Source organism: Companilactobacillus kimchiensis (assembly GCF_001438805.1).
GTDB lineage: Bacteria > Bacillota > Bacilli > Lactobacillales > Lactobacillaceae > Companilactobacillus > Companilactobacillus kimchiensis.
The window spans coordinates 15983-37172 of the sequence record NZ_JQCF01000026.1 but is presented as its reverse complement, the minus strand read 5'-3'; the positions used below and the strand labels follow the sequence as shown (position 1 = coordinate 37172).

Annotated in this window: 21 protein-coding genes; 7 read left to right on the top strand and 14 right to left on the bottom strand. The window is 35.6% G+C overall.

The annotated features are described in order from the left end of the window. Nucleotides 1-77 precede the first annotated feature (77 nt). On the bottom strand, nt 78-830 hold the full coding sequence (locus IV57_RS10565; protein WP_057881488.1) for an MIP/aquaporin family protein: 753 nt from the start codon (nt 828-830) through the stop codon (nt 78-80). Nucleotides 831-1209: 379 nt separating this feature from the next. Between IV57_RS10565 and IV57_RS10560 the strand changes: the two genes are divergently transcribed. Continuing rightward, nucleotides 1210-2016, top strand: coding sequence for an enoyl-CoA hydratase-related protein (locus tag IV57_RS10560; protein ID WP_201782907.1), 807 nt, complete (start codon nt 1210-1212; stop codon nt 2014-2016). A gap of 76 nt (nt 2017-2092) precedes the next feature. Here the strand turns inward: IV57_RS10560 and IV57_RS10555 are convergent, their stop codons facing one another. Then, nucleotides 2093-2527, bottom strand: coding sequence for a MaoC family dehydratase (locus tag IV57_RS10555; protein ID WP_057881487.1), 435 nt, complete (start codon nt 2525-2527; stop codon nt 2093-2095). 391 nt (nt 2528-2918) lie between these two features. Here IV57_RS10555 and IV57_RS10550 point away from each other — a divergent pair, with 391 nt between their 5' ends. The 3 genes from IV57_RS10550 to IV57_RS10540 all read left to right on the top strand — a co-directional run bounded on the left by IV57_RS10550 (nt 2919) and on the right by IV57_RS10540 (nt 5595). Beyond that, nucleotides 2919-3839: an aldo/keto reductase gene (locus IV57_RS10550; RefSeq protein ID WP_057881486.1), complete on the top strand. Its 921-nt coding sequence runs from the start codon at nt 2919-2921 to the stop codon at nt 3837-3839. Nucleotides 3840-3994: 155 nt separating this feature from the next. Then, nucleotides 3995-4636: an FMN-dependent NADH-azoreductase gene (locus IV57_RS10545; protein WP_057881485.1), complete on the top strand. Its 642-nt coding sequence runs from the start codon at nt 3995-3997 to the stop codon at nt 4634-4636. 92 nt (nt 4637-4728) lie between these two features. After that, a complete protein-coding gene (locus IV57_RS10540) occupies nt 4729-5595 on the top strand; it encodes an NFACT RNA binding domain-containing protein (RefSeq protein WP_083488961.1) in 867 nt (288 codons plus the stop codon). Between the two features lie 21 nt (nt 5596-5616). On the opposite strand, the gene IV57_RS13010 is transcribed toward IV57_RS10540, so the two are convergent. The 4 genes from IV57_RS13010 to IV57_RS10520 all read right to left on the bottom strand — a co-directional run bounded on the left by IV57_RS13010 (nt 5617) and on the right by IV57_RS10520 (nt 9945). Then, the gene (locus IV57_RS13010) at nt 5617-6216 is read right to left on the bottom strand and encodes a helix-turn-helix domain-containing protein (protein WP_083488960.1); all 600 of its coding nucleotides are present in this window, start codon (nt 6214-6216) and stop codon (nt 5617-5619) included. A gap of 116 nt (nt 6217-6332) precedes the next feature. Next, nucleotides 6333-8006 carry a glycoside hydrolase family 13 protein gene (locus IV57_RS10530; protein WP_057881484.1) on the bottom strand — a complete coding sequence of 558 codons (1674 nt, stop codon included), beginning with the start codon at nt 8004-8006 and terminating at the stop codon, nt 6333-6335. A 104-nt stretch (nt 8007-8110) separates the two neighbouring features. After that, complete coding sequence (locus IV57_RS10525; protein ID WP_057881483.1) at nt 8111-8869, bottom strand: YibE/F family protein; 759 nt, start codon at nt 8867-8869, stop codon at nt 8111-8113. Then, the gene (locus tag IV57_RS10520) at nt 8869-9945 is read right to left on the bottom strand and encodes a YibE/F family protein (protein ID WP_057881482.1); all 1077 of its coding nucleotides are present in this window, start codon (nt 9943-9945) and stop codon (nt 8869-8871) included. Before IV57_RS10520 ends, IV57_RS10525 begins: the two co-directional genes overlap by 1 nt. A 382-nt stretch (nt 9946-10327) precedes the next feature. Between IV57_RS10520 and trpX the strand changes: the two genes are divergently transcribed. Genes trpX through IV57_RS10505 form a run of 3 tightly spaced genes read left to right on the top strand, consistent with a single transcriptional unit; the run spans nt 10328 to nt 12968 of the window. Continuing rightward, entirely contained in the window at nt 10328-11335 is a 1008-nt protein-coding gene (trpX, locus tag IV57_RS10515; protein WP_057881481.1) for a tryptophan ABC transporter substrate-binding protein, read from the top strand. After that, nucleotides 11332-12222 (top strand): ABC transporter permease, encoded by an 891-nt coding sequence (locus IV57_RS10510; RefSeq protein WP_057881480.1) that lies wholly within the window; start codon nt 11332-11334, stop codon nt 12220-12222. The genes trpX and IV57_RS10510 overlap by 4 nt, the downstream gene beginning before the upstream one ends. Beyond that, nucleotides 12219-12968: an ABC transporter ATP-binding protein gene (locus IV57_RS10505; RefSeq protein WP_057881479.1), complete on the top strand. Its 750-nt coding sequence runs from the start codon at nt 12219-12221 to the stop codon at nt 12966-12968. The genes IV57_RS10510 and IV57_RS10505 overlap by 4 nt, the downstream gene beginning before the upstream one ends. A gap of 71 nt (nt 12969-13039) precedes the next feature. Here the strand turns inward: IV57_RS10505 and IV57_RS10500 are convergent, their stop codons facing one another. From IV57_RS10500 to sufC, 8 genes are all read right to left on the bottom strand, one after another. After that, complete coding sequence (locus tag IV57_RS10500) at nt 13040-14176, bottom strand: SLAP domain-containing protein (RefSeq protein WP_057881478.1); 1137 nt, start codon at nt 14174-14176, stop codon at nt 13040-13042. Between the two features lie 300 nt (nt 14177-14476). After that, on the bottom strand, nt 14477-14800 hold the full coding sequence (locus IV57_RS10495) for a metal-sulfur cluster assembly factor (protein WP_057881477.1): 324 nt from the start codon (nt 14798-14800) through the stop codon (nt 14477-14479). A 44-nt stretch (nt 14801-14844) separates the two neighbouring features. After that, the gene (locus tag IV57_RS10490; protein ID WP_057881476.1) at nt 14845-16008 is read right to left on the bottom strand and encodes a GNAT family N-acetyltransferase; all 1164 of its coding nucleotides are present in this window, start codon (nt 16006-16008) and stop codon (nt 14845-14847) included. 79 nt (nt 16009-16087) lie between these two features. After that, nucleotides 16088-17479, bottom strand: a complete 1392-nt coding sequence (gene sufB, locus IV57_RS10485; protein WP_057881475.1) for a Fe-S cluster assembly protein SufB — start codon at nt 17477-17479, stop codon at nt 16088-16090. Continuing rightward, nucleotides 17472-17918 (bottom strand): Fe-S cluster assembly sulfur transfer protein SufU, encoded by a 447-nt coding sequence (gene sufU, locus IV57_RS10480; RefSeq protein WP_057881474.1) that lies wholly within the window; start codon nt 17916-17918, stop codon nt 17472-17474. The genes sufB and sufU overlap by 8 nt, the downstream gene beginning before the upstream one ends. Continuing rightward, complete coding sequence (locus IV57_RS10475; protein ID WP_057881473.1) at nt 17915-19144, bottom strand: cysteine desulfurase; 1230 nt, start codon at nt 19142-19144, stop codon at nt 17915-17917. Before IV57_RS10475 ends, sufU begins: the two co-directional genes overlap by 4 nt. Then, the gene (sufD, locus tag IV57_RS10470; RefSeq protein WP_057881472.1) at nt 19119-20303 is read right to left on the bottom strand and encodes a Fe-S cluster assembly protein SufD; all 1185 of its coding nucleotides are present in this window, start codon (nt 20301-20303) and stop codon (nt 19119-19121) included. Before sufD ends, IV57_RS10475 begins: the two co-directional genes overlap by 26 nt. An 11-nt stretch (nt 20304-20314) precedes the next feature. Then, the gene (gene sufC / locus IV57_RS10465; RefSeq protein ID WP_057881471.1) at nt 20315-21109 is read right to left on the bottom strand and encodes a Fe-S cluster assembly ATPase SufC; all 795 of its coding nucleotides are present in this window, start codon (nt 21107-21109) and stop codon (nt 20315-20317) included. Nucleotides 21110-21190 lie beyond the last annotated feature (81 nt).

Genomic DNA, 21190 nt, shown 5'->3' with positions numbered 1-21190 from the left:
CCAAGTTAGTGCCCATGCCGGGCGCACTTCAAAAAGCGAATCCCCATCCACCGAGAATTCGCTTTTTTATTGTTATTTTATAATCCAAAGAATGCTTTATAAATAAAGATTCCGACGATAGCTCCAGCAATTGGTGCTATAACTGGTACCCAACTGTAGTCCCAATTTGATGAACCTTTGTTAGGTACAGGCATAAATGCATGCACGATTCTTGGTCCAAGGTCACGAGCTGGATTCAATGCTGGTCCTGTTGGACCACCGACTGACATAACCAAAGTCGTAATAACTAAACCTACCCCGATGTTAGCAATATCAATGCTTTGCTTAAAGAACATTCCACGATATAGTCCCATGGCTGCAAATACTAAAATTGCCGTTCCAATTGCTTCAGTCCAGAAGCCATTCATAGTACTACCGGCTGTATCACCTGTTGAGAACGTTGCAAATATTGCACCTTGATCTTTCGTTCTCTTATAATATGGCCAATAAATTACTAGGACAAGTAGTTGTCCTACCATAGCACCTAAAAATTGAAAAATAATATATGGTGCTACTTTTGCCCAAGGAAAAATTCCTGCTGCTGCTTGAGCAATTGTAATGGCTGGATTCAAATGATTTCCGGAGATTGATCCAAACATCATTGCTGGAATCATAACCCCCAAACCATAACCGACAGCGATAAAAATCCAACCACCATTGGCCTGACCATTCTCTCCATTACCGGTAGTGTCTTTAAGAAATGAATTAGCTACCGCACCATTCCCGAATAATACCAGAATCATTGTTCCAAAAAACTCAGCAGCAAAACGAGCATCCCAAGTTCCACTCATTGTTAAAATACCCCCAAAAAGTTTTTACTAAGTCAAAATATAGATCGATACATTAGCCGTTTAATAAACTAATCGACTTAGCAAACTGAACTATAACGGAGAAAATCACTGCCGTAAATATTAATATTTATTCATGCTTTCAATAACTATATGTTATACATAGGTTGATTCACCTTTATGACAGCGTTTACATTTAACTAAAATGATCTTTTTTCACAAAGTTTTGATAAATAAAAATTTTTCAGCAGATCCAAAACACTATACTTTCGGGATTCTTGATTTTTACTTTTTGAGGATAAATTTGCTTTTAAAAAAATTATCATTAGTATGAATCTCGAAAGTACTTGCTGGTAACTACTTTTGAAGGGATGTTACTAACATGACAGAATTAACAGGTATGAAGGATTTCGAAAACGTATTATTAGAGGCTAATGATGGTATTGCTACATTGACAATCAACCGTCCAAAATCACTAAACGCACTAAACTCAGCTACATTAACAGATATCGGTGATGCACTTGATGTTGTTAAGAATAATGAAGATGCTATTAAAGTATTGATCATTACAGGTTCTGGCGAAAAGGCATTCGTTGCTGGCGCAGATATTTCTCAAATGAGAGATATGAATCCTATTGAAGCCGCTGAACTTTCAAAACTTGCTCACAATTCATTTGGCAAGATCGAAAACTTAAAACAATTTACAATCGCTGCAGTTAATGGCTACTGTCTAGGTGGTGGACTTGAATTAGCTTCATCATGTGACATGCGTATTGTTTCAAACAAAGCTAAATTTGGCCAACCAGAAGTAACACTTGGTATTGTTCCTGGATTTGGTGGAACACAACGTCTAACACGTCTTGTAGGCCGTGGCAAAGCTAAAGAAATGATTGCTACTGGTACAATGATCAATGCTGACGAAGCACACCGTGTTGGTATTGCTGACGAAGTTGCTGAACCAGCTGAATTGATTGATAAAGCTACTGAAATTGCTACAACAATCAAGAGAAATGGTTTAATTGCTGTTGGTATGGCTAAATACGTTATCGACCGTGCTGCTGATTTACCATTAGACTTAGCTATCGACTTCGAAACACAAATGTGGGCACAAACATTTGCCACTGAAGATCAAACAGAAGGTATGACTGCTTTCTTGGAAAAACGTCATGCTAAGTTCACTGGTAAATAGATTTAAAATTTTACACACCATATATGAAAAGAGTCAGAACAAAATGTTCTGGCTCTTTTTTTTAATTTAAATTTAATTAACGTTTAGCAGGCATTATCTGTGCTTCGCCTTCTGTAACAACAACCCCATCTTGGTTAGTTACAGTGGTTGCTAGCGTGACAATTTGAAAATGTGCTTTTTGATCAACTTTGACAACTTCGACTGATGCAACTAAGACATCCCCGAAATATACCGGTTTATCAAATTTTAAAGTTTGATTTAAATAGATAGCTCCAGGACCAGGCATTTTATTTCCCAAACAAGCTGAGATCATTCCAGCTGAAAGCATTCCATGGGCAATTCGTTTATGAAATTGAGTTTTCCCAGCAAATTCTTCATCCATATGCATTGGATTATAATCCCCTGTTACCTTAGCGAACATATCAACATCTTCTTCAGTAATTCGCTTTGAGATCGACCCACTCATACCAACTTTCAATTCACCTTCATAAAGTATCTTATAATCTACCATCAATGTAGCCTCCTTAAAGTTATGTGCACAATGTCACATGGCTCAACATTCATGGTATGCTGCAATCGCTTACATGAACAATATTAATTTATTATGGACTATATAACTAAACGAAATGTATATACCCAAATTGTCTTAAAATAGCTATTTTCTACAAGTTATATTAAAACAACTCTCAATTTAGTGATTATTCAGAAAATATTTGAACTAAATTTCAGTTTTTTCAAATCTTTGTTCAAAATGCCATTAATTCTAAAATGTCCAGTATTTGCTCTTACAAATCCATATAAATTATCAATATAGACATTTTGTAAGCGTAATCTTTATGATTGACTTATGTCTTCTAAGACTCAATAATTAAAGTGATATTTAAATATTTGGAGGTACTTCTATGAAACAACGTTATATTGGCGAAACTAATTGGCAAGCTTCTGCTATTGCACTTGGTATTATGCGAATGAACAGTTTAACTCCAGAACAAGCTGCTAAATCTATCGATACTGCTTATAACAGTGGCATTAACTTCATCGATTCAGCTGACATCTATGGTGGTGGCGATTCTGAAAAAGTTTTCGGTGCTGCTCTCAAACAAAGCAGTGTTAAACGTGATGATATCTATATTCAATCCAAAGGTGGTATTGTTCCTGGTAAACAATATGATTTTTCAAAACAACATTTAATTGATGCTGTCGATGGTTCACTTAAACGAATGGGCGTTGACTACCTTGATTCCTTCCTACTTCACAGACCAGATCCATTGATGGAGCCTGAAGAAGTTGCTGAAGCTTTTGATGAATTACAACAAACTGGTAAAGTTCGTCACTTCGGTGTTTCTAACTTTAATCCTCAACAATTCTTGTTAGTTCAAGAAGCTGTCGGACAAAGACTACTCATTAATCAATTGCAATTTAGTATCATGCACACAAGTATGATCGACTTTGGACTACACACTAATATGACTGATACCCGTTCGATCAACCATGACGGAGGACTATTAGAATTTTCAAGACGCATGGGGGTTACTATTCAAGCTTGGTCACCATTCCAATATGGAACTTTTGCTGGAACCTTCATTAATAATGACAAATTCCCTGAACTAAATAAAAAATTACAAGAATTAGCCGACAAATATAGTGTAAGTAGAAATGCTATTGCTGCCGCTTGGATTCTCAGACATCCCGCTGATATTCAAGTTATGATTGGGACAATGAATCCTGAACATATCGCCGATAGCGCTAAAGGTGGGGACGTCGATCTTACTAAGCAAGAATGGTACGATATCTACTTTGCCGCAGGCAATGACCTACCATAGAGAGTGAACAACAATCCTCAAGAGTTGTTGTTTGTAGCTCATTTGAATCAAGAACGAAAACAACGTTTAACTCCCATCAAATAAATTCACAATATTGTGAGTTTATTTTTTTGGATTATAATATAAGCATATTCATAAAAAAGAGGAAAAATCCTATGCCAAAGGTACTCGTGATTTATGCTCACCCTGAAACTGCCAAAGGGTCTGCAACACATGAATTATATAGACATTTTATTCATTCATATAAACGAAAAAATCCTAATGATGAAATTATCGTTCATAACGTTTCCGAATATATGCCTTTTCCACTAAATAAATTTGCCGTTTCAATTTACAATAAGGACTTAGCCAAAAGTTCCCTTAATCCTGACGAAGAAAGATTCCAAGGATCACGTCAACTTTGGATCAACGAGTTTATGTCTGCCGATAAATATGTCTTTGTGAATCCCATGTATAATCTTTTTATTCCTGCCGAAATGAAAAGTTATATCGATATGGTCATGCAGGCTCGACAAACTTTCCATTATGACCAAACTGGTAATTCAATTGGTGATTTGCACCACAAAAAAGCTATTCATTTACAGGCTAGTGGTAGTTGTTATCGTACCCAAAATTGTATTACCGATCCCATTATTAAGGACTTAGGCGATCAATACTTAGGTATGGTTCTACATCGTATGGGCGTGGACGACTTTAGTGGCGTTTTCGCTGAAGGAATGGATTACGATCCAATAAATGCCATCGAAATCTTAGATAATGCCTATGCCAAAGCTGAAGAAGCTGGTCAGGAGTTCTAGTAATTTTTTACTAAGAGCTCTTTTTTATTTTTTAAGAAATCTAGACTATAATTAAAATATAGTATTTCAACGCTTACGAATCGAGGATTACCATGTCAATTCAACCAGAAACAGATATTTCTACAGAAGTTATTCAGGCTATGCAGTGGCAGATTGATCACACCCAAAAACAAATTAATTCATTGAATAAGGCTATCAAACACATTGGTAATACTGACGATCTCAAAGTCAAAGGAACGCTTTTGAAAACTTATGCTAAAAAAATTGATAAGCAAAAGGGTTATACAACTTTACCTGATTATCGGCAACCCAATCATGAATTAACAATTTATTTGGATGTCAAAAAGTCCATCATGGAAAACGCTGAGAACTATTTCCATCAATATCGTCGGGATAAACGAGGTTTAGATACTATTCAACATAACCTTGATTTGGCAAAAACTAACTTACAAAAACAACTCGATCGTCAGGCCGCATTTGATAAGGATAATTTACAACAAGCCAAAACTATTAAACAACAATTAATTGACGAAGATGCCATCAAAACTGAAGTGCTACATTCATCCAAAGCTCCTGAACCCGCTCACCCACGTCGATTCTATACAACTGATCACGTCTTGGTTGAAGTCGGTAAAAGTAGTGTACAAAATGATCATCTTACTTTGACCGCCAATAAAGATTTTTATTGGATGCATGTCAGTGAATTGGCTGGTTCTCACGTTGTTGTTCACAGTTCTGATCCCTCTGAACAAACCTTACTGGAAGCTGCTAGTTTAACTGCCTATTACAGCAAAGGCCGTGGTTTAAAACAGGTCCCGGTTGATATTGCTAAAGTAGCCCAATTACACAAACCCAAGGGTGCCAAAGCTGGTTTGGTATTAATTTCTGGTAAATTTGATACTTTAACTGTCTATCCAGATGGTGAAATGGCTCAAAAACTAGCTGAGAAAGAAAAATAGTATTAAAAAATCGAGAAGTCTTCAACCTTCTCGATTTTTTGTTTGAAATTTTATAACTAGTGCAGCGATTAAGGCAACAGCCACTCCAGAACACACTCCTGATAACAAAGATTGTTTTAACATTGCAAAAGTTACCGCCATGATGACTGACAATAGAACTCCTAAAATTGTAACTTTATAATATCTGACAGTATATCTTTTACCATTAAGCTGATTTAGAAAGTCACTCATTTTAAAAATTGCTAATACGTTCAAAAGCCCGATTACCAACAATAATATTCCGGTCCAAGAATTCATTTCAATAATTTTGAGGTAGAACAAGGTGGCAATACCTATGAATAAAAGATCAATTATTATCAGAATATAAAGTATCGGTTTGATTCGTTTAATAATTTCTTGCTTCTTCAAATATTCAGTCATACCCTCATCCTCTTTTAGAAGAATATCTAATGAAACTTGGTAATAATCACTCAATCGAATCAAGCTTTCAATATCAGGATAACTATTTTCCGTTTCCCAACTGGAAATGGTTTGCCGTGAAACATTTAACTCATCGGCGACAACCTGTTGAGTTAGGTGTTTTTTTTGACGTTCTTGTTTTAAATGATCACCAAATTTCATTGTGTACCCCTTCTTTCAGGGTAAATATTATGCCTTGATTTGGTAAAAGCCTAGCAAAGATTCTGGGCACACAAAAAACGATGTATTATTAATACTTACATCGCTTTAAGACAATGCTATTTAAATAAATAAACTTTGCTTTCATAAGGACGAAGTTCCATATTACGGTCATCATCATAATTGCCAATTAATAGTTTACCTGCAGATTGATTGTAATCTCTAGTCAATTCCTTATCGGTAAAATTACTAATTACTAACAAGGTTTCATCGTTATAACGACGCTTATAAGTGAATACTTCTTCGTCTTCAGGATCTAGCAATTCATAATCACCATAAATAATTAGATCACTATTATGTCGTAGTTCAATCAATTTCTTATAGTAGGCAAAAACTGAACTTTGATTCTCAATTTGATTGCGAGCATTAATTTCCGTGTAATTAGGATTCAATTCAAACCAAGGTTTACCACTCGTGAAACCAGCATTTTTATTGTTATCCCATTGCATTGGTGTTCTTGCATTATCACGTGATCTGGCGGAAAGATATTTCAACATCGAATCCTTATCAATAATTTTTTCATCATCAACAAATTCCCGATAAGCATTTAACGATTCCAAATCTTCATATTGAGAAAGTTTCTTGTAGTGAACATTTGTCATACCAAGTTCTTCACCTTCATAAACATAAGGTGTTCCCTGCATCATATGTAACGTTGTTCCCAACATTTTGGCAGCCTTATCACGATATTTAGGATCATCATTTCCAAATTTAGAAACAGTTCTAGGTTGGTCATGATTATTCCAATACAAACTATTCCAGCCTTTACCATTCAATTCAGTTTCCCATTTACTTAATGACTGTTTCAATTCGACCAGATTGACTTTCTTATCACTCCACTTACCTAAGCGCGGATCATCATTTCCGGCTAATCCAACATGATCAAATTGGAAGACCATATTCAATTCATGTGAATCAAGACCAGTATATTTAATAGCATCATCTGGAGTTGAATCTGGCATCTCGCCAACTGTCATTACATCATATTTTGAAAGGACTTTTTGATTCATTTCTTGAAGGAATTCATTCAAACGAGGACCATCAGCGACAACTTTCCCAACATCCGCATACTTTCCATCAGGTGCTTTTTGACCATCTGGCAAACCGGTCGGTTTCGATATAAGGTTGATAACATCCATTCTAAAACCGTCAACACCTTTATCTAACCAGAATTTCATTACATTCCAAACCTCATCGCGGACTTGAGGATTTTCCCAATTCAGATCTGGCTGTCCTTCGGCAAATAAGTGTAGGTAATATTGACCCGTTGTCTCATCAAATTTCCAAGTTGAACCATTAAAATATGACCCCCAGTTATTAGGAGCATGTCCATCAACTGGATCACGCCAAACATAATAATCACGATATCGATTATCTTTGGATTTTTTGCTTTCTTGGAACCACTTATTCTGATCAGATGTATGATTAACAACTAAATCCATCATGATCTTCAATCCCAAAACGTGGGCTTCTTGTAATAGATTATCAAAATCATCCATTGTGCCATAAGCCGGCTGGATATTCCGATAGTCACTAATATCGTAACCATTGTCTTTGTCAGGTGACTTATAAATTGGATTTAACCAAATTACATCCGCCCCTAGATCCTTAATATATGGTAAACGACTTGTTAGTCCTGGCAAATCACCAATTCCATCACCATTACTATCCTGATAACTTCTAGGATAAACTTGATAAACAACTGATTTCTTCCACCAATCATTCTCTGCCATATTCTATTACTCCCTTCGAATCATTAAGTCCATTTTAGAAGTAAGTATCAATTCTGGCAACGGTTACAAAAAAATAAATCACTTAAGATAAAAATCCTAGTGATTTACTTTTGAAGCTTTCTGGTTTTACTATTTGCTTTTCGATAGACCAAATATGAAGTGATTGGAACAGTCAAAATAACCCCAATCGTACAAATCAAAGTTGTTAAAATTTCAGCTACAACTAATTTATCATTTAAAATTTCACTGAATTTATATCCCAAAGAATGAATTACAAAGAACAATGGAAAAGTCGATGAGAAGAAATTGAACAGCAAAGTATTAGTCTGAGTATTCAAAATTTTGTTTCCAACTGAGAAACCATCATTAAAAATCTCCGTTGGTGTCATCGTTGGTTTGTTCTCAACAATCTCGTTCAAGCCACTGGTTATAGCAACACTTGTTTCAGAGATTACTCCCAAACTATTGATAACAATAATTGAAATGGCTAATTGTGGAAACGATATACCGGCTGCCAAGGAGAAAGCTTCTAATTCATCCTGATTTTCAACACCCATCCCCTGAGCACTGGCCCAATATTCCAAAGGCACTGTAATCAGTAGAATAATAATCATAATCATTAGTGAGGTTTTAAAAGCTGTCGTAGCAGTATTACTATTATCTACATTCATATAAATGGCCACGACCAAGATCACCATGGCAATTACCCCAGTGGTGACCAACACGTTGAATCCATCCGCTATTAAAATTAACAATGCCAAAATGGAAACAATATTAATCCCCAATCCAAATAATAAGGTAAAACCTCTAGTTCCAGTCACCGCGAGCAATAAAACAACGAAGGTTAAAAATAGATATAACATTATTTCATCCTCCTTGTAATTACTTTACTAGCAATAAAGCTTGTCACTGGAACGGTCAAAACAATCCCGATGGCACTAATCAATAATTGAGTAATTCCTAAACTCAAGGTCATATTCATCGTATAACCGATTGAATTTCCATTAGTTATATAGAGCAACACAACATTTAAATTTTCAGCAATAACAATGAAAAGTAAAATGTTGATCAGTGGTCCGATCAATTCACGACCGATATTAATCCCTGATTTAAAGAGTGTCTTTTCAGCCACATCCGAAACTTCTCGTTTCATTTCAATTAATGATGATGAGATATCCATGGTTTCATCCAAAATAACGCCCAAAACACTAAAAATAACCTGTGATAAAAAGACACCTAAATATGGTTGTAATTCAAAATCATTTAACTCCAAATGAATACTACTATAATGCGACATTCCTAGTACAAAGGAACTCAATAAAACAGCAACGGTCGTTGATATCACCGTACTAGAGTATGCCATTAACGCTGGATAAGTTGGTCCTAAAATCACTAACAAAGCAACCGCTGAGATCAATAGCGCCGTTATAACGGTTAATGGTAATAACACACTGTTATGGGTTTTGATGATAGTCTGTAAATATCCATAGTAAATGACGATATTAATCAAAATACTAATGAATAACTTACGTCGATCAAATTTCATACAATACAGCAAGAAAACAACTAATCCTAAAGTGAAGACAATACTCGTATCACGCTTCACATTCTTAGGCGTGTAAGATTTACCACTCTTGGTTAAAATCACTTGTTGTCCAACTGTATATTTAGTATCGATCAATTGTGACTTGTAATAAGAATTCTTAAATGAAATCGTCTTGCCCTTTTCATTGCTATTCAATAATTTACCGCTGACCCGTTGCGTAACTTGGGTATCAGTATTCTTATACTCATCAGTGGAAGTGCTCTTATCAAGGTTTGTTACTTTCTGTATTTTCACAACCGGATCATGATACATGAAGCTGTCAAAATACGTTAGTCCGGTGACAAATGCCACAATCAGACCAACAATTAGAAGTAACCGTATATTTTTTTTCATGAGTTCTCCTCACATTTCTGCCTATGTCTACATTATATGTTTTTTCAGAAAATAATTAATAGTTTTCGTATTATTAATTTGTAGTTGACAAGCCGATACTTTTGAAATATATTTGAGACATCAATTTGTTAGGAGAAAACATTATGAAATTACTTAACTCTCTAAACATCGTGAATATTCGTTGGCAAAGCCGATAACTCAGATTCATCCGATATGGGTGCAATCTGAACTGGATTGTATCCGTGTCGGCCTATTAAACTATGATAATTTTAGAGCCCACATGGAATTTTTTTAAACAAAAAAGCCATGTGGGTATTTTATTTTCTAAAGACAATCCCACAAAAATTCTGGGATTGTCTTTTTAATTTGGGGGAAAAAAACGATGAAACATACGAGAAGACTTTACGCAACACTTGCAGCACTGGCAATGTTCTTAATATTTGCCTATTTTTACACGGGGCGTGCTGATAACCAAAAACAAAACGCCATTCCTAAAGTTGGGGTTTTACAATTAATGTCACATCCAGCCTTAGATCAAATCAATAAAGGTATCGATGATACTTTGAAAAAGAATGGTTACATTGATGGCAAGAATGTCAAAATTGAATTCCAAAACGCTCAAGGGGATCAAAGTAATCTAAGAACTATCAGTAAACAATTTGTCCAAGATAACGTTAATGTTGCTGTCGGAATTGCTACTCCATCAGTGCAATCATTGAAAAATGCGACAAATAAAATTCCTATCGTCATGGGGGCTGTTACTGATCCCGAGGGTGCCGGAATTATTACCAATAACAAGAAGCCAGGTGGCAATATCACTGGTGTTTCTGATCAGGCTCCACTAAAAGCTCAATTGGACTTAATGAAACAAGTTATTCCTAATCTCAAAACTATCGGTATTATTTACACTTCCAGTGATGCTTCGGCTACTAGCCAAATGAAAAAAATGAAAGCCATCGCTAAAAAAGATGGTATCAATGTCAAAGTTTCCAGTATCAACTCAGTTAATGATATCCAACAAGTCGGAACAGCCTTGGCTCAAAATGTTCAAACAATCTACGTTCCAACCGATAACACAGTTGCTTCAGGTATGAAATTACTTTCATCTATTGCACAAAAACAAAACATCGCTGTCTTCCCAGCCGCAACTACCATGGTTAAAGATGGTGGCCTTGCCACAGTCGGACTCAGTCAATATGAATTAGGTGAAAAAACTGGTGAACACGTTGTAAGAATTTTACAAGGCAAAGAAAAAACTGCCACAACACCAGTTACCTTCATGGAAAAAGGACATCTAATGTTAAACGAAAAAATGGCTAAAAAACTTAACATTCAATTCCCAGATTCACTTGTTAAGGAAGCCCAAAAGAAAGGACAAATAATCAAATGAGTTTAATTGTATCTACTATAAGTCAAGGTTTCATCTGGTCCATTATGGCCATTGGTCTCTTTATTACCTTTCGTATTCTTGATTTCCCTGATATGACCGTTGAAGGTAGTTTCCCATTGGGTGCTGTCACAGCTATCAGTTTGATTCAGAGTGGTCATTCAACACTTTATTCACTCTTGATTGCCTTTATCTTCGGTTGTTTAGCTGGATTCGCTACAGCCTTCCTATATGCCAAACTAAATGTTCCTATTTTATTAGCCGGAATTTTAACTATGACTGCTCTTTACTCAATCAACTTGAGAATTTTGGGTAAAGCTAACATGTCACTTACCAAATCAACTAATATTTTTAACCAATTTGGTTTGAACAAATTACCAACTAACTTTAATGGAATTATTTTAGGTATCGCCATTATTGCTTTGATCATCTTCTTGTTGATCATCTTCTTAAACACTGAAAAAGGTCAGGCTCTTATCGCCACTGGTGATAATGAAACTATGGCTGCCTCAATCGGTATCAACACTACTGTTATGAAATTTATCGGTTTGATGGTTTCTAACGGTATCGTAGCTTTAACAGGTGGTTTAATTGCCCAACAAAATGGTTTTGCTGATGTCAACATGGGTATCGGTGTCATCGTTATCGGACTTTCAGCTATTATCATCGGTGAAGTAATTTACCCAGATGTTCCACTAAGTGTCCGTTTAATTACTATCGTTGTTGGTAGTATCGTCTACCGCATTATCTTAATGATCGTGTTGCAATTAGGATTCAATACCAACGATTTGAAACTTATTTCCGCTATCATCTTGGCACTCTGCCTTGCCTTACCAACAATTCGTGAACAATTCCTAAGAACTTTGAGAAACGGGGTTAAAACAAAATGAAACCATTACTAGAAATTAAAGACGCCGTGAAGACAATTTATAACGACGATGAAAATTTAAATATCCTCAACAACATCAATTTAACAATTAATCCCAAAGATTTCTTAGTTGTTTTAGGAACTAACGGTGCTGGTAAATCAACCTTATTGGATGCTATTACTGGTACTAATCAACTAACTTCCGGACAAATCCTATTAAACGGTGATGATATTACTTCTGAAAATTTGGCTAAACGTAGTCGTCATATCAGTCGAGTTTATCAAGATCCAAAATCTGGTACTGCTCCCCGAATGACTGTCGCTGAAAACTTACTTTTAGCCAAACGTCGTGGTTTACCTAGACGTTTAAGATTACGTAACTTAAAAGATAACATGCCTGAATTCAAAGAATTGATTTCAACTTTACCTACCTTAGATAATCGTTTGAACACCTTTACTGAAAAGCTATCTGGTGGTCAAAGACAGACTTTGAGTTTCTTGATGGCAATTATCCAGAAGCCTGAGTTGTTGTTGTTAGATGAACATACAGCTGCCTTAGATCCTCAAACAAGCAAGGACCTGATGGAAATTACTAACAAAATCATTTTGGAAAAAGAACTCACTTGTATGATGATTACCCACGATTTGTCAGATGCTATGAAATATGGAAATCGTTTGATTGTTTTGAAAAAAGGTGAAATTATTCTCGACCTGAATGAGGAAGAAAAGAGTAAATTAACTGAAAGTGATTTACTAAAATATTTTTAGGATATACAAAAAGGCCAATTCATTATGGATTGACCTTTTTGTGTTGTGCAATTATTTCAAAAAATTCTTAACTATTTAATATCGCTAACTCTTAACCATTCACTTGTAGAAACACGGTACATTTTAACACCATTAACAGTAATCATTAAATCCGTTGCCCATGGTGTGTTACCCTTTAATCCACGATCAGCAATTTTCTTTCCATCTTTGGTATATAGATAAATGATTGCGCCATCTTTGGCTGTTACGATACTTCTATCAGCTTTTTGTACATCTGTATTTGTATTTGTATCTGTATCTGTTGCTGTATCTGGGTCAGTTGTTGTAACATCATCAGCTCTTACCCATTCGTCTGTAGATACTTGATAGTATGTAACACTATCCAAGGTCATTTCATTAGCAGTCTTCCAAGCACTGTTTTCGCCTAACTTACGAGTAGTAAATTGTTTACCATTAATGTCATAAAGGCTAGCACTTACACCCTTCTTAACTGTAGCAACACTCTTAAATGGTGTTGTTCCAGTTGCTGACTTTTTAACGGTAACAAATTGTGTATTATCATCACTTTGGAGTGTCAAAGCACTACCATCATAAGCATAACCTGAAGGAATCTGTGCAGAAGTTAATGAAACAGAATCTCCAACTTTGTCACCAAAAATTTGTGTTCTACCAACTTCAGTAGAATCAGCAGTCTTGAAAATGATGGTATTTGAAACTTTTCTGCTGACAGGAATATTGTATTCTTTACCGCTTTCCAAAGTAATTGTGTCGTCTGAACTATTAATCCATGAACATCCAGCTGGCAAAGTTGATAGTGTATAAATATTACCATCACCACCATTGATAGTTTCTGATTCAACAAGCTTATTATTTTGATCAACAAAATTTACTTTGGCAGAAATCATATTAGTAACTTTGATACCAACATTAACAAAATCTTCACCCATTACTGGTCTTTCACCATCAGCCATTGTATAACCATCTGGAACATATGTAATTTGTGAACCAGTTTTACCAGAAAGACTCTTGCTTTCAATAGTTTTACCTGATTTGTCTGAATATGTAACGTTATTAATAACGTCACTTGAAGCTTCTGTAACGGCAGTAGCATTATCTGCGGCATGCACTGTTGCGGGCGTAACAATTGTTCCAAGTACCATTCCTGAAACTAAAATTCCACTAAGTAATAATGATGTACTTTTTTTCAAAATAAACCCTCCGTAGTTTCTTTTCTCAATACCTAAATATTAGTTGAGTCAAACATATGTTTCAAGCTAATATCAAAAATATTATTTAATCATTTAGCAATTTTTCCTACCACTTAAGTTCCTAATATGGGTCATATCCTGGGTAACCTCAAGGCAGACTAAGTGATTATCATCTTCATCCCGTAATACATAGTAACGAATATAGACAAATATCTTTCGATATAAATTTAACCAAATTCGGTATACTTATTAGTCAATTCTTTAATCGGTATATCAAAATCAATGATTTTTTCTTCCACTTTAGATACCAAATCCTTCAGGTATTCCCAATGATACTCGAGCATAACGGCTCATCTTGCTAATATCCCACATCGGATACCAAACCAGTTGAATCTCACATTCCTTAATACCCTCAACTGATTCAGCAGCCTTTTTAATGGCATCATTCAACATATCGCTTAATGGACATCCCATCGTTGTCAAAGTCATCGTAATTATGGCACGATCACCATTTTCAACTTCTACTTCATAGATTAAACCTAGATTAACAATATCAATTGCCAATTCTGGATCAATTACTGTTTCCAGCGCCGCCATTACTTGATTTTTTTTATTTTCTTCCATATTAATATCCTTATATAACTATTTTTATCAATATTATATCAAAATTAGAATTCACCATTTAATTGCGCTGGTTCGTTGATGAAAATTTGATCAATAGTTCTTATCTTATCCAAATCACCCAGAACCTCACCAATCATAAATGACTCCTCCAATCTTTGATAACCAAACATAGCTTTCGTTAAAGTTTGAATATCTACTGAAACGTCACCAATAGTAGCAGCGGATTCAACAAATTTCACTTTACCGTTATAAATTGATAAATCCCAAAGATGATTGTTCCAAGCTAAATCATCTGTAACATTAATTCTGATGGTACCTACATTATCCATTTGAGTGGGATAATTCGTCATAAATTCAGATAAATCAATTATTCTAACCATCATAAATGGGTCAATCTCCACTTTAGTAGCCAACGGATCTGTCACGAACACGTCTGGTTTCAGATTAGTATCAGCGGATCTTATAACTAAGGTTTTACAAATTGAGCTATGTTTTCTAATAAAATGCATCATATTAAGAAAACTATCAGTCGTTTGATAAATAATATCGTGAATAGTAAAAATTTTATTTTCAATAGAATAGATTAAATATCCAGTGACCTTATTATCATCAAACGTCAATGCGGCCAAATAATTGGGATAACGTAATTTTAAAATATCCCATAACCAAGGCTCCTCAACAATTCCACCGTGCGTATTATATTTATCAAAAATACCATGGATCTCATCCGCTACCTCAAAAAACTTATAGCGCTTGATATATCCCGTAGTTGCTTGGGGACGTTTAGCAAATTTATTAAATGGAATTGTCATTTTCAATAATTCAAAAACCTGCTCATAACCAAAGCGACGATAATAATCATATGAAAATGGGTCTAAATACGACAAAACCACATTATTTTGATGCATATCGATCATTGCCTGATTAGTTAAAATATTGATTCCCTTACTGTTAGAATATTCTGGCGCACTCATTACATTGGCAAAACTAGTTATTTTAAACTTCCTACCAAAAAAATTAGTCATCAAAGGTAAACACATAACTGATGTCATTAATTGACCATTAACCTTAGAGCCGTAGACATCAGCATGCTCATACATTGCTCTAACCGTCTTTTTATCAGCCTCATTGGGATCAATATTAAAAGAATAATAAAACAACTCTGTGTATGCCTCAAAATCGGATTCTGTTAATCGGTATTTATCCATAGTTAATACCTCCATTGGTTACCAATAATTGTACCTTGTATATAAAAAAATAATCACATCATTTTTGATGTGATTATTTTTATCCAATTGAACCTTCCATCTCATAACTGATCAAGCGATTCAATTCCACAGCATATTCCATCGGTAACTTTTTCGTAAATGGTTCCACAAATCCCATAACTATCATTTCGGTAGCCTTAGCCTCAGAAATACCACGACTCATTAAATAATATAATTGTTCTTCAGAAATTTTGGAAACTCTAGCTTCATGTTCCATTGAAACATTAGCGTTGGAGATTTCGTTATATGGAATTGTATCTGAAGAAGATTGATCATCCATAATAATGGTATCGCATTCCACATGAGCCTTAGAGCCATCTGAATGTTTACCAAATCTAACTGTCCCCCGATAATCAACCGAACCGCCAGTTTGGGCAATTGATTTAGAAACTATCGAGCTCGAAGTGTTCTTAGCATTATGAATCATCCTGGCACCGGAATCTTGATGGATTCCATTACTAGCAACAGCAATTGATAGCATTGTACCGCGAGCATTTTCACCGTTAAGATAAACGCTTGGGTATTTCATAGTTACTTTCGAGCCGAGGTTGCCATCAACCCACTCCATCGTGGCATTTTCATCGGCAGCAGCTCGCTTAGTTTCCAAACTATAAACATTATCCGACCAATTTTGTATCGTTGTATAACGACAATAAGCATCTTTTTGAACATTAACCTCTACTACAGCCGCATGTAAACTATCAGAGGAGTAATTGGGTGCCGTACATCCTTCAACATAATCGACTTTGGCACCCTCATCAACAATAATCAAAGTTCTCTCAAATTGACCAGAATTTTCTGAATTTAAGCGAAAATATGATTGAATTGGAATATCTGATCGAACCCCCTTAGGAACATAGATGAATGATCCACCTGACCAAACTGCTCCGTTTAAAGCCGCAAACTTATTGTCAGTTGGCTTAACCAATTTACCAAACCATTTTTTGAATAATTCTGGGTATTCGCGTAAAGCACTGTCTGTATCAGTGAAAAGGATCCCTAATTTTTCAAACTCATCACGCATATTGTGGTAGACCACTTCTGACTCATATTGCGCTGATGAGCCTGCCAAATATTTTCTTTCAGCTTCAGGTACTCCCAATCGATCAAAAGTTTCTTTCAATTTATCCGGTACTTGTTCCCAATCACGATATTTTTTATCAGTCATTTTTTGATAATATAGCATGTTTTTCAAATCCAAATCTGATAGATCTGGTCCAAAATCAGGCATTGGTAATTTCTTATAAGTTTCGTATGATTGCAAACGATAGTCGAGCATCCATTGTGGCTCATGCTTTTCAGCCGAAATTTCTCGAACAGTCTCTTCCGTTAAACCACGTCCAGTAGAATATTTTGGTTTGATATCGTCATGGAAACCATATTCATAATCAGAACTATTTAAATCAATCATCGTCTTCTTCTCCTAACGATTTTCTCAAGGCCCACCAACATAAGGTCGCACATTTTATTCGAGCAGGAAATTTCATCACACTAGATAAAATGGCTGCATCACCTAATTTGTCCAAATCAGATTGTGAATGCTTTTGTCCCATAACCATATCTGAAAAAATATGGGCCATTTCGATACTTTCAGAAATACTTTTACCAACTACAGCATCAGTCATCATACTGGCTGATGATTGGCTGATTGTACAACCATCACCGGTAAAGCCAATATCTGTAACCATTTCACCCGTCAGTTGAATTTCCAAATTGATTACATCACCACAAGTAGGATTTTTCAAAGTAATCTTGTTGGTTGCATTATTTAATAGATGTTTGTGGTGTGGATGTTCTGAATGGTCAAGTATCACTTCACGATATAAATTATTTAATCCAGCTAAACTCATACGTTGAAAAACTCCTTTGTTTCAGCAATTGCCTGCAATAATTTATCGGCATCAGCCTTAGAATTGTAAAAATAAAAACTAGCTCGGACCGTTGCTACGACTCCTAAATATTTCATCAATGGTTGGGCACAATGATGTCCCGCTCTGACAGCTACACCATCCATATCTAAGGCTGTGGCCACGTCATGTGGGTGTAATCCCTTAATATTAAATGATACAACACCGTTATGAATACCAACGTCATGTGGTCCATAAACCTCAATACTATCAATTCTTAACAGTCTAGGTAATAAATAACTTACTAACTCAGTTTCATATTTAGCAATATTATCCATACCAATTGTTGTTAAATAATCAATCGCCCTACCTAAGCCAATTGCTCCTGCAACATTTTGCGTCCCAGCTTCAAATTTCCAAGGTAATTCAGTCCATGTGCTAAAATCTTTTTCAACAAAATCGATCATCTCACCACCGTATTGATAAGGTGACATTTTATTTAACAGCGCGGTTTTACCATACAAAACACCAATTCCCATTGGTCCCAACATCTTGTGTCCTGAAAATGCATAAAAATCAACCTTCAAATCCTGAACATCAACTTTCATATGTGGTACTGCCTGCGCACCATCCACTACAATAACGGCGTTATGACTGTGAGCGATTTGTGCTATTTTTTTAATATCATTGGTAACACCCAATACATTACTGACATGTGCTATCGCAACTATCTTGGTTTTATCAGTTATTTTACTTTGAGCATCTTCCATATCAAGCTGCCCATCAGCGGTCAATCCAATATATTTTAAAGTGGCGCCTTTTTTAATGGCCAACTGCTGCCAAGGAATCAAATTGCTGTGATGTTCCATAATTGAAATCACAATTTCATCACTGGCGGTAATATTTTCTGCACCATAGGTACTTGCAACTAAATTCAAACTGTCCGTTGTACCCTTGGTAAAAATAACTTCCCGAGTATCTTTAGCATTGATAAACTTTTGAACCTTTTGACGAGCAGTTTCGTATTCTTCGGTCGCTCTTTCACCTAGTGTATGCACACTTCGATGTACGTTGGCATTGTCGTTACGATAAAATCTAACCAGCTCATCAATTACTTGATTAGGCTTTTGACTAGTCGCAGCGTTATCCAAATAAACTAGTGATTCATCATTTACTTTTTGATTGAGAATTGGAAAATCATTTCTAGTTTTCTGAAATCTGTTGTCCATTTTCCAACTTCCTCTCAATTGTTTGAACTAATTGTTCACGGATTTCTTTTGACGGAATTGCCACTAAAACATCCCCTAAGAAACCCCTAATAACCATACGTTGCGCAGTTTTTTCATCAATTCCACGACTCATTAAATAATAAAGTTGCTTCGCATCGACTTGTCCGACACTAGCAGCATGTCCGGCTATGACATCATTTTCATCGATCAATAAGATTGGATTGGCATCCCCACGAGCTTTACTGGACATCATTAAAACTCGATTTTGCTGTTCAGCATTCGCACCTGAAGCACCATGAATAATATGACCTATTCCATTAAAGACTAATCGTGAACGATCCATGATAACTCCACGTTGATTAATATGACCTATCGAGTGTTTACCGTAATTAGTTACTCGCGTATTAACACCCTCTTGTTGACGATCAGAAGTAATATCAACCACTTTGATTTCTGAATGTGAACCTTCTCCGTACAAATCAGTATCAAAATCAGCAATTGTATTTCCATCGTTCATCAAACCAATTGACCAATCAACATATGCATTTTGACCAACTGAAGCTCGACGGCTTAAATATGAGGTCACATTCTGACCTAATTCATCCACCGCTGCATATTTAATAACACTGTTGGCTTTGGCAACAATCTCTACAATACAATTAGCAACCGCTTTTTGATCACCTTGAGTGGTCATTTTTTGAATGAATGAGAACTGAGTATTCTCTTCTGCCACAATTAAAATATGTGAGACAAACGGTTCATCAGCGTTCTGAATAAGATTAATTTCGATTGGTTTAGCAATCACTGTATTTTTAGGTACATACAAAAAAATTCCACTATTTAAAAATGCCGTGTGATAGGCAGTAAATTTATTTTCATCTGCTTTAATAACTTGATTCATATAATATTTTTGTATCAATTCAGGGTATTTCTTAATTGCTTCAAAAATATCAGTTAATACATAATCTGCTTGCTCCGTAATTGGATTAGAAATAATTTTCGTAATTTCTGGTAACATTTGCCAATTTCGATAATTAAAGCGTTGAATTTCTGGCAAAGCTAATTTATCAATCAAATCAAACGCTGCCTGACGCTTTTGAATAAACCAGTCTGGTTCCTCATTAGCAGTAGCGATTTGAATTAATTTATCTGATATCATTTCACTACCTCCTAATCCTCATCGACCAATTTGACATCTAAGCCTAATTCATCACGCAAACCAGCATAACCTTCATCTTCCAGTCTTTCTGCCAAATTAGCCTCACCAGTTTTAACTATGCGACCACCCATCATCACATGCACAACATCAGGTTTAATGTAATTAAGCAATCTCTGATAATGAGTAATAATCAAGGCACCAAAGTTATCGCTACGCATAGAGTTAACACCTTTGGAAACAACTTTTAGGGCATCAATATCTAGACCAGAATCAATTTCATCTAAGAGTGCGAAGTTAGGTTTGATCATCAATAATTGAAGAATTTCGTTCCGTTTCTTTTCCCCACCGGAAAAACCCTCGTTGAGATATCTTTCAGTCATTGATTGGCTCATATCCAATAATTCCAAGTTTTTATCTAGTTCCTTTAAGAAATCCATGACAGAAATTTGATCATTTTCTGGACGACGAGCATTGATCGCAGCACGCAAAAATTCTGCATTGGTCACACCTTGAATCTCGGCTGGGTATTGCATGGCCAAAAACAAGCCTTTACGAGCCCGTTCATCAACTGGCATTTCCAAAATACTCTCACCATTAAGCAAAATGTCCCCTTGTGTAACATGATAATTTGTTTGCCCCATAATAGTTTGTGACAAAGTTGATTTACCAGTCCCATTGGGACCCATGATGGCATGAATCTCACCTGTTTCCATCTTAAGATTGACACCTTTTAGGATTTCTTTTCTGGTTTTACGTTCTTCATCTTCAATTTCAACATGAAGATCTTTTACTTCAAGTGTGGCCATGGTTTTCCTCCAAATTTGTAGAAGTTCATAGACTTCATATTATAGACCGTTTAAATAATTATTAAGTCATTCTAATCAATA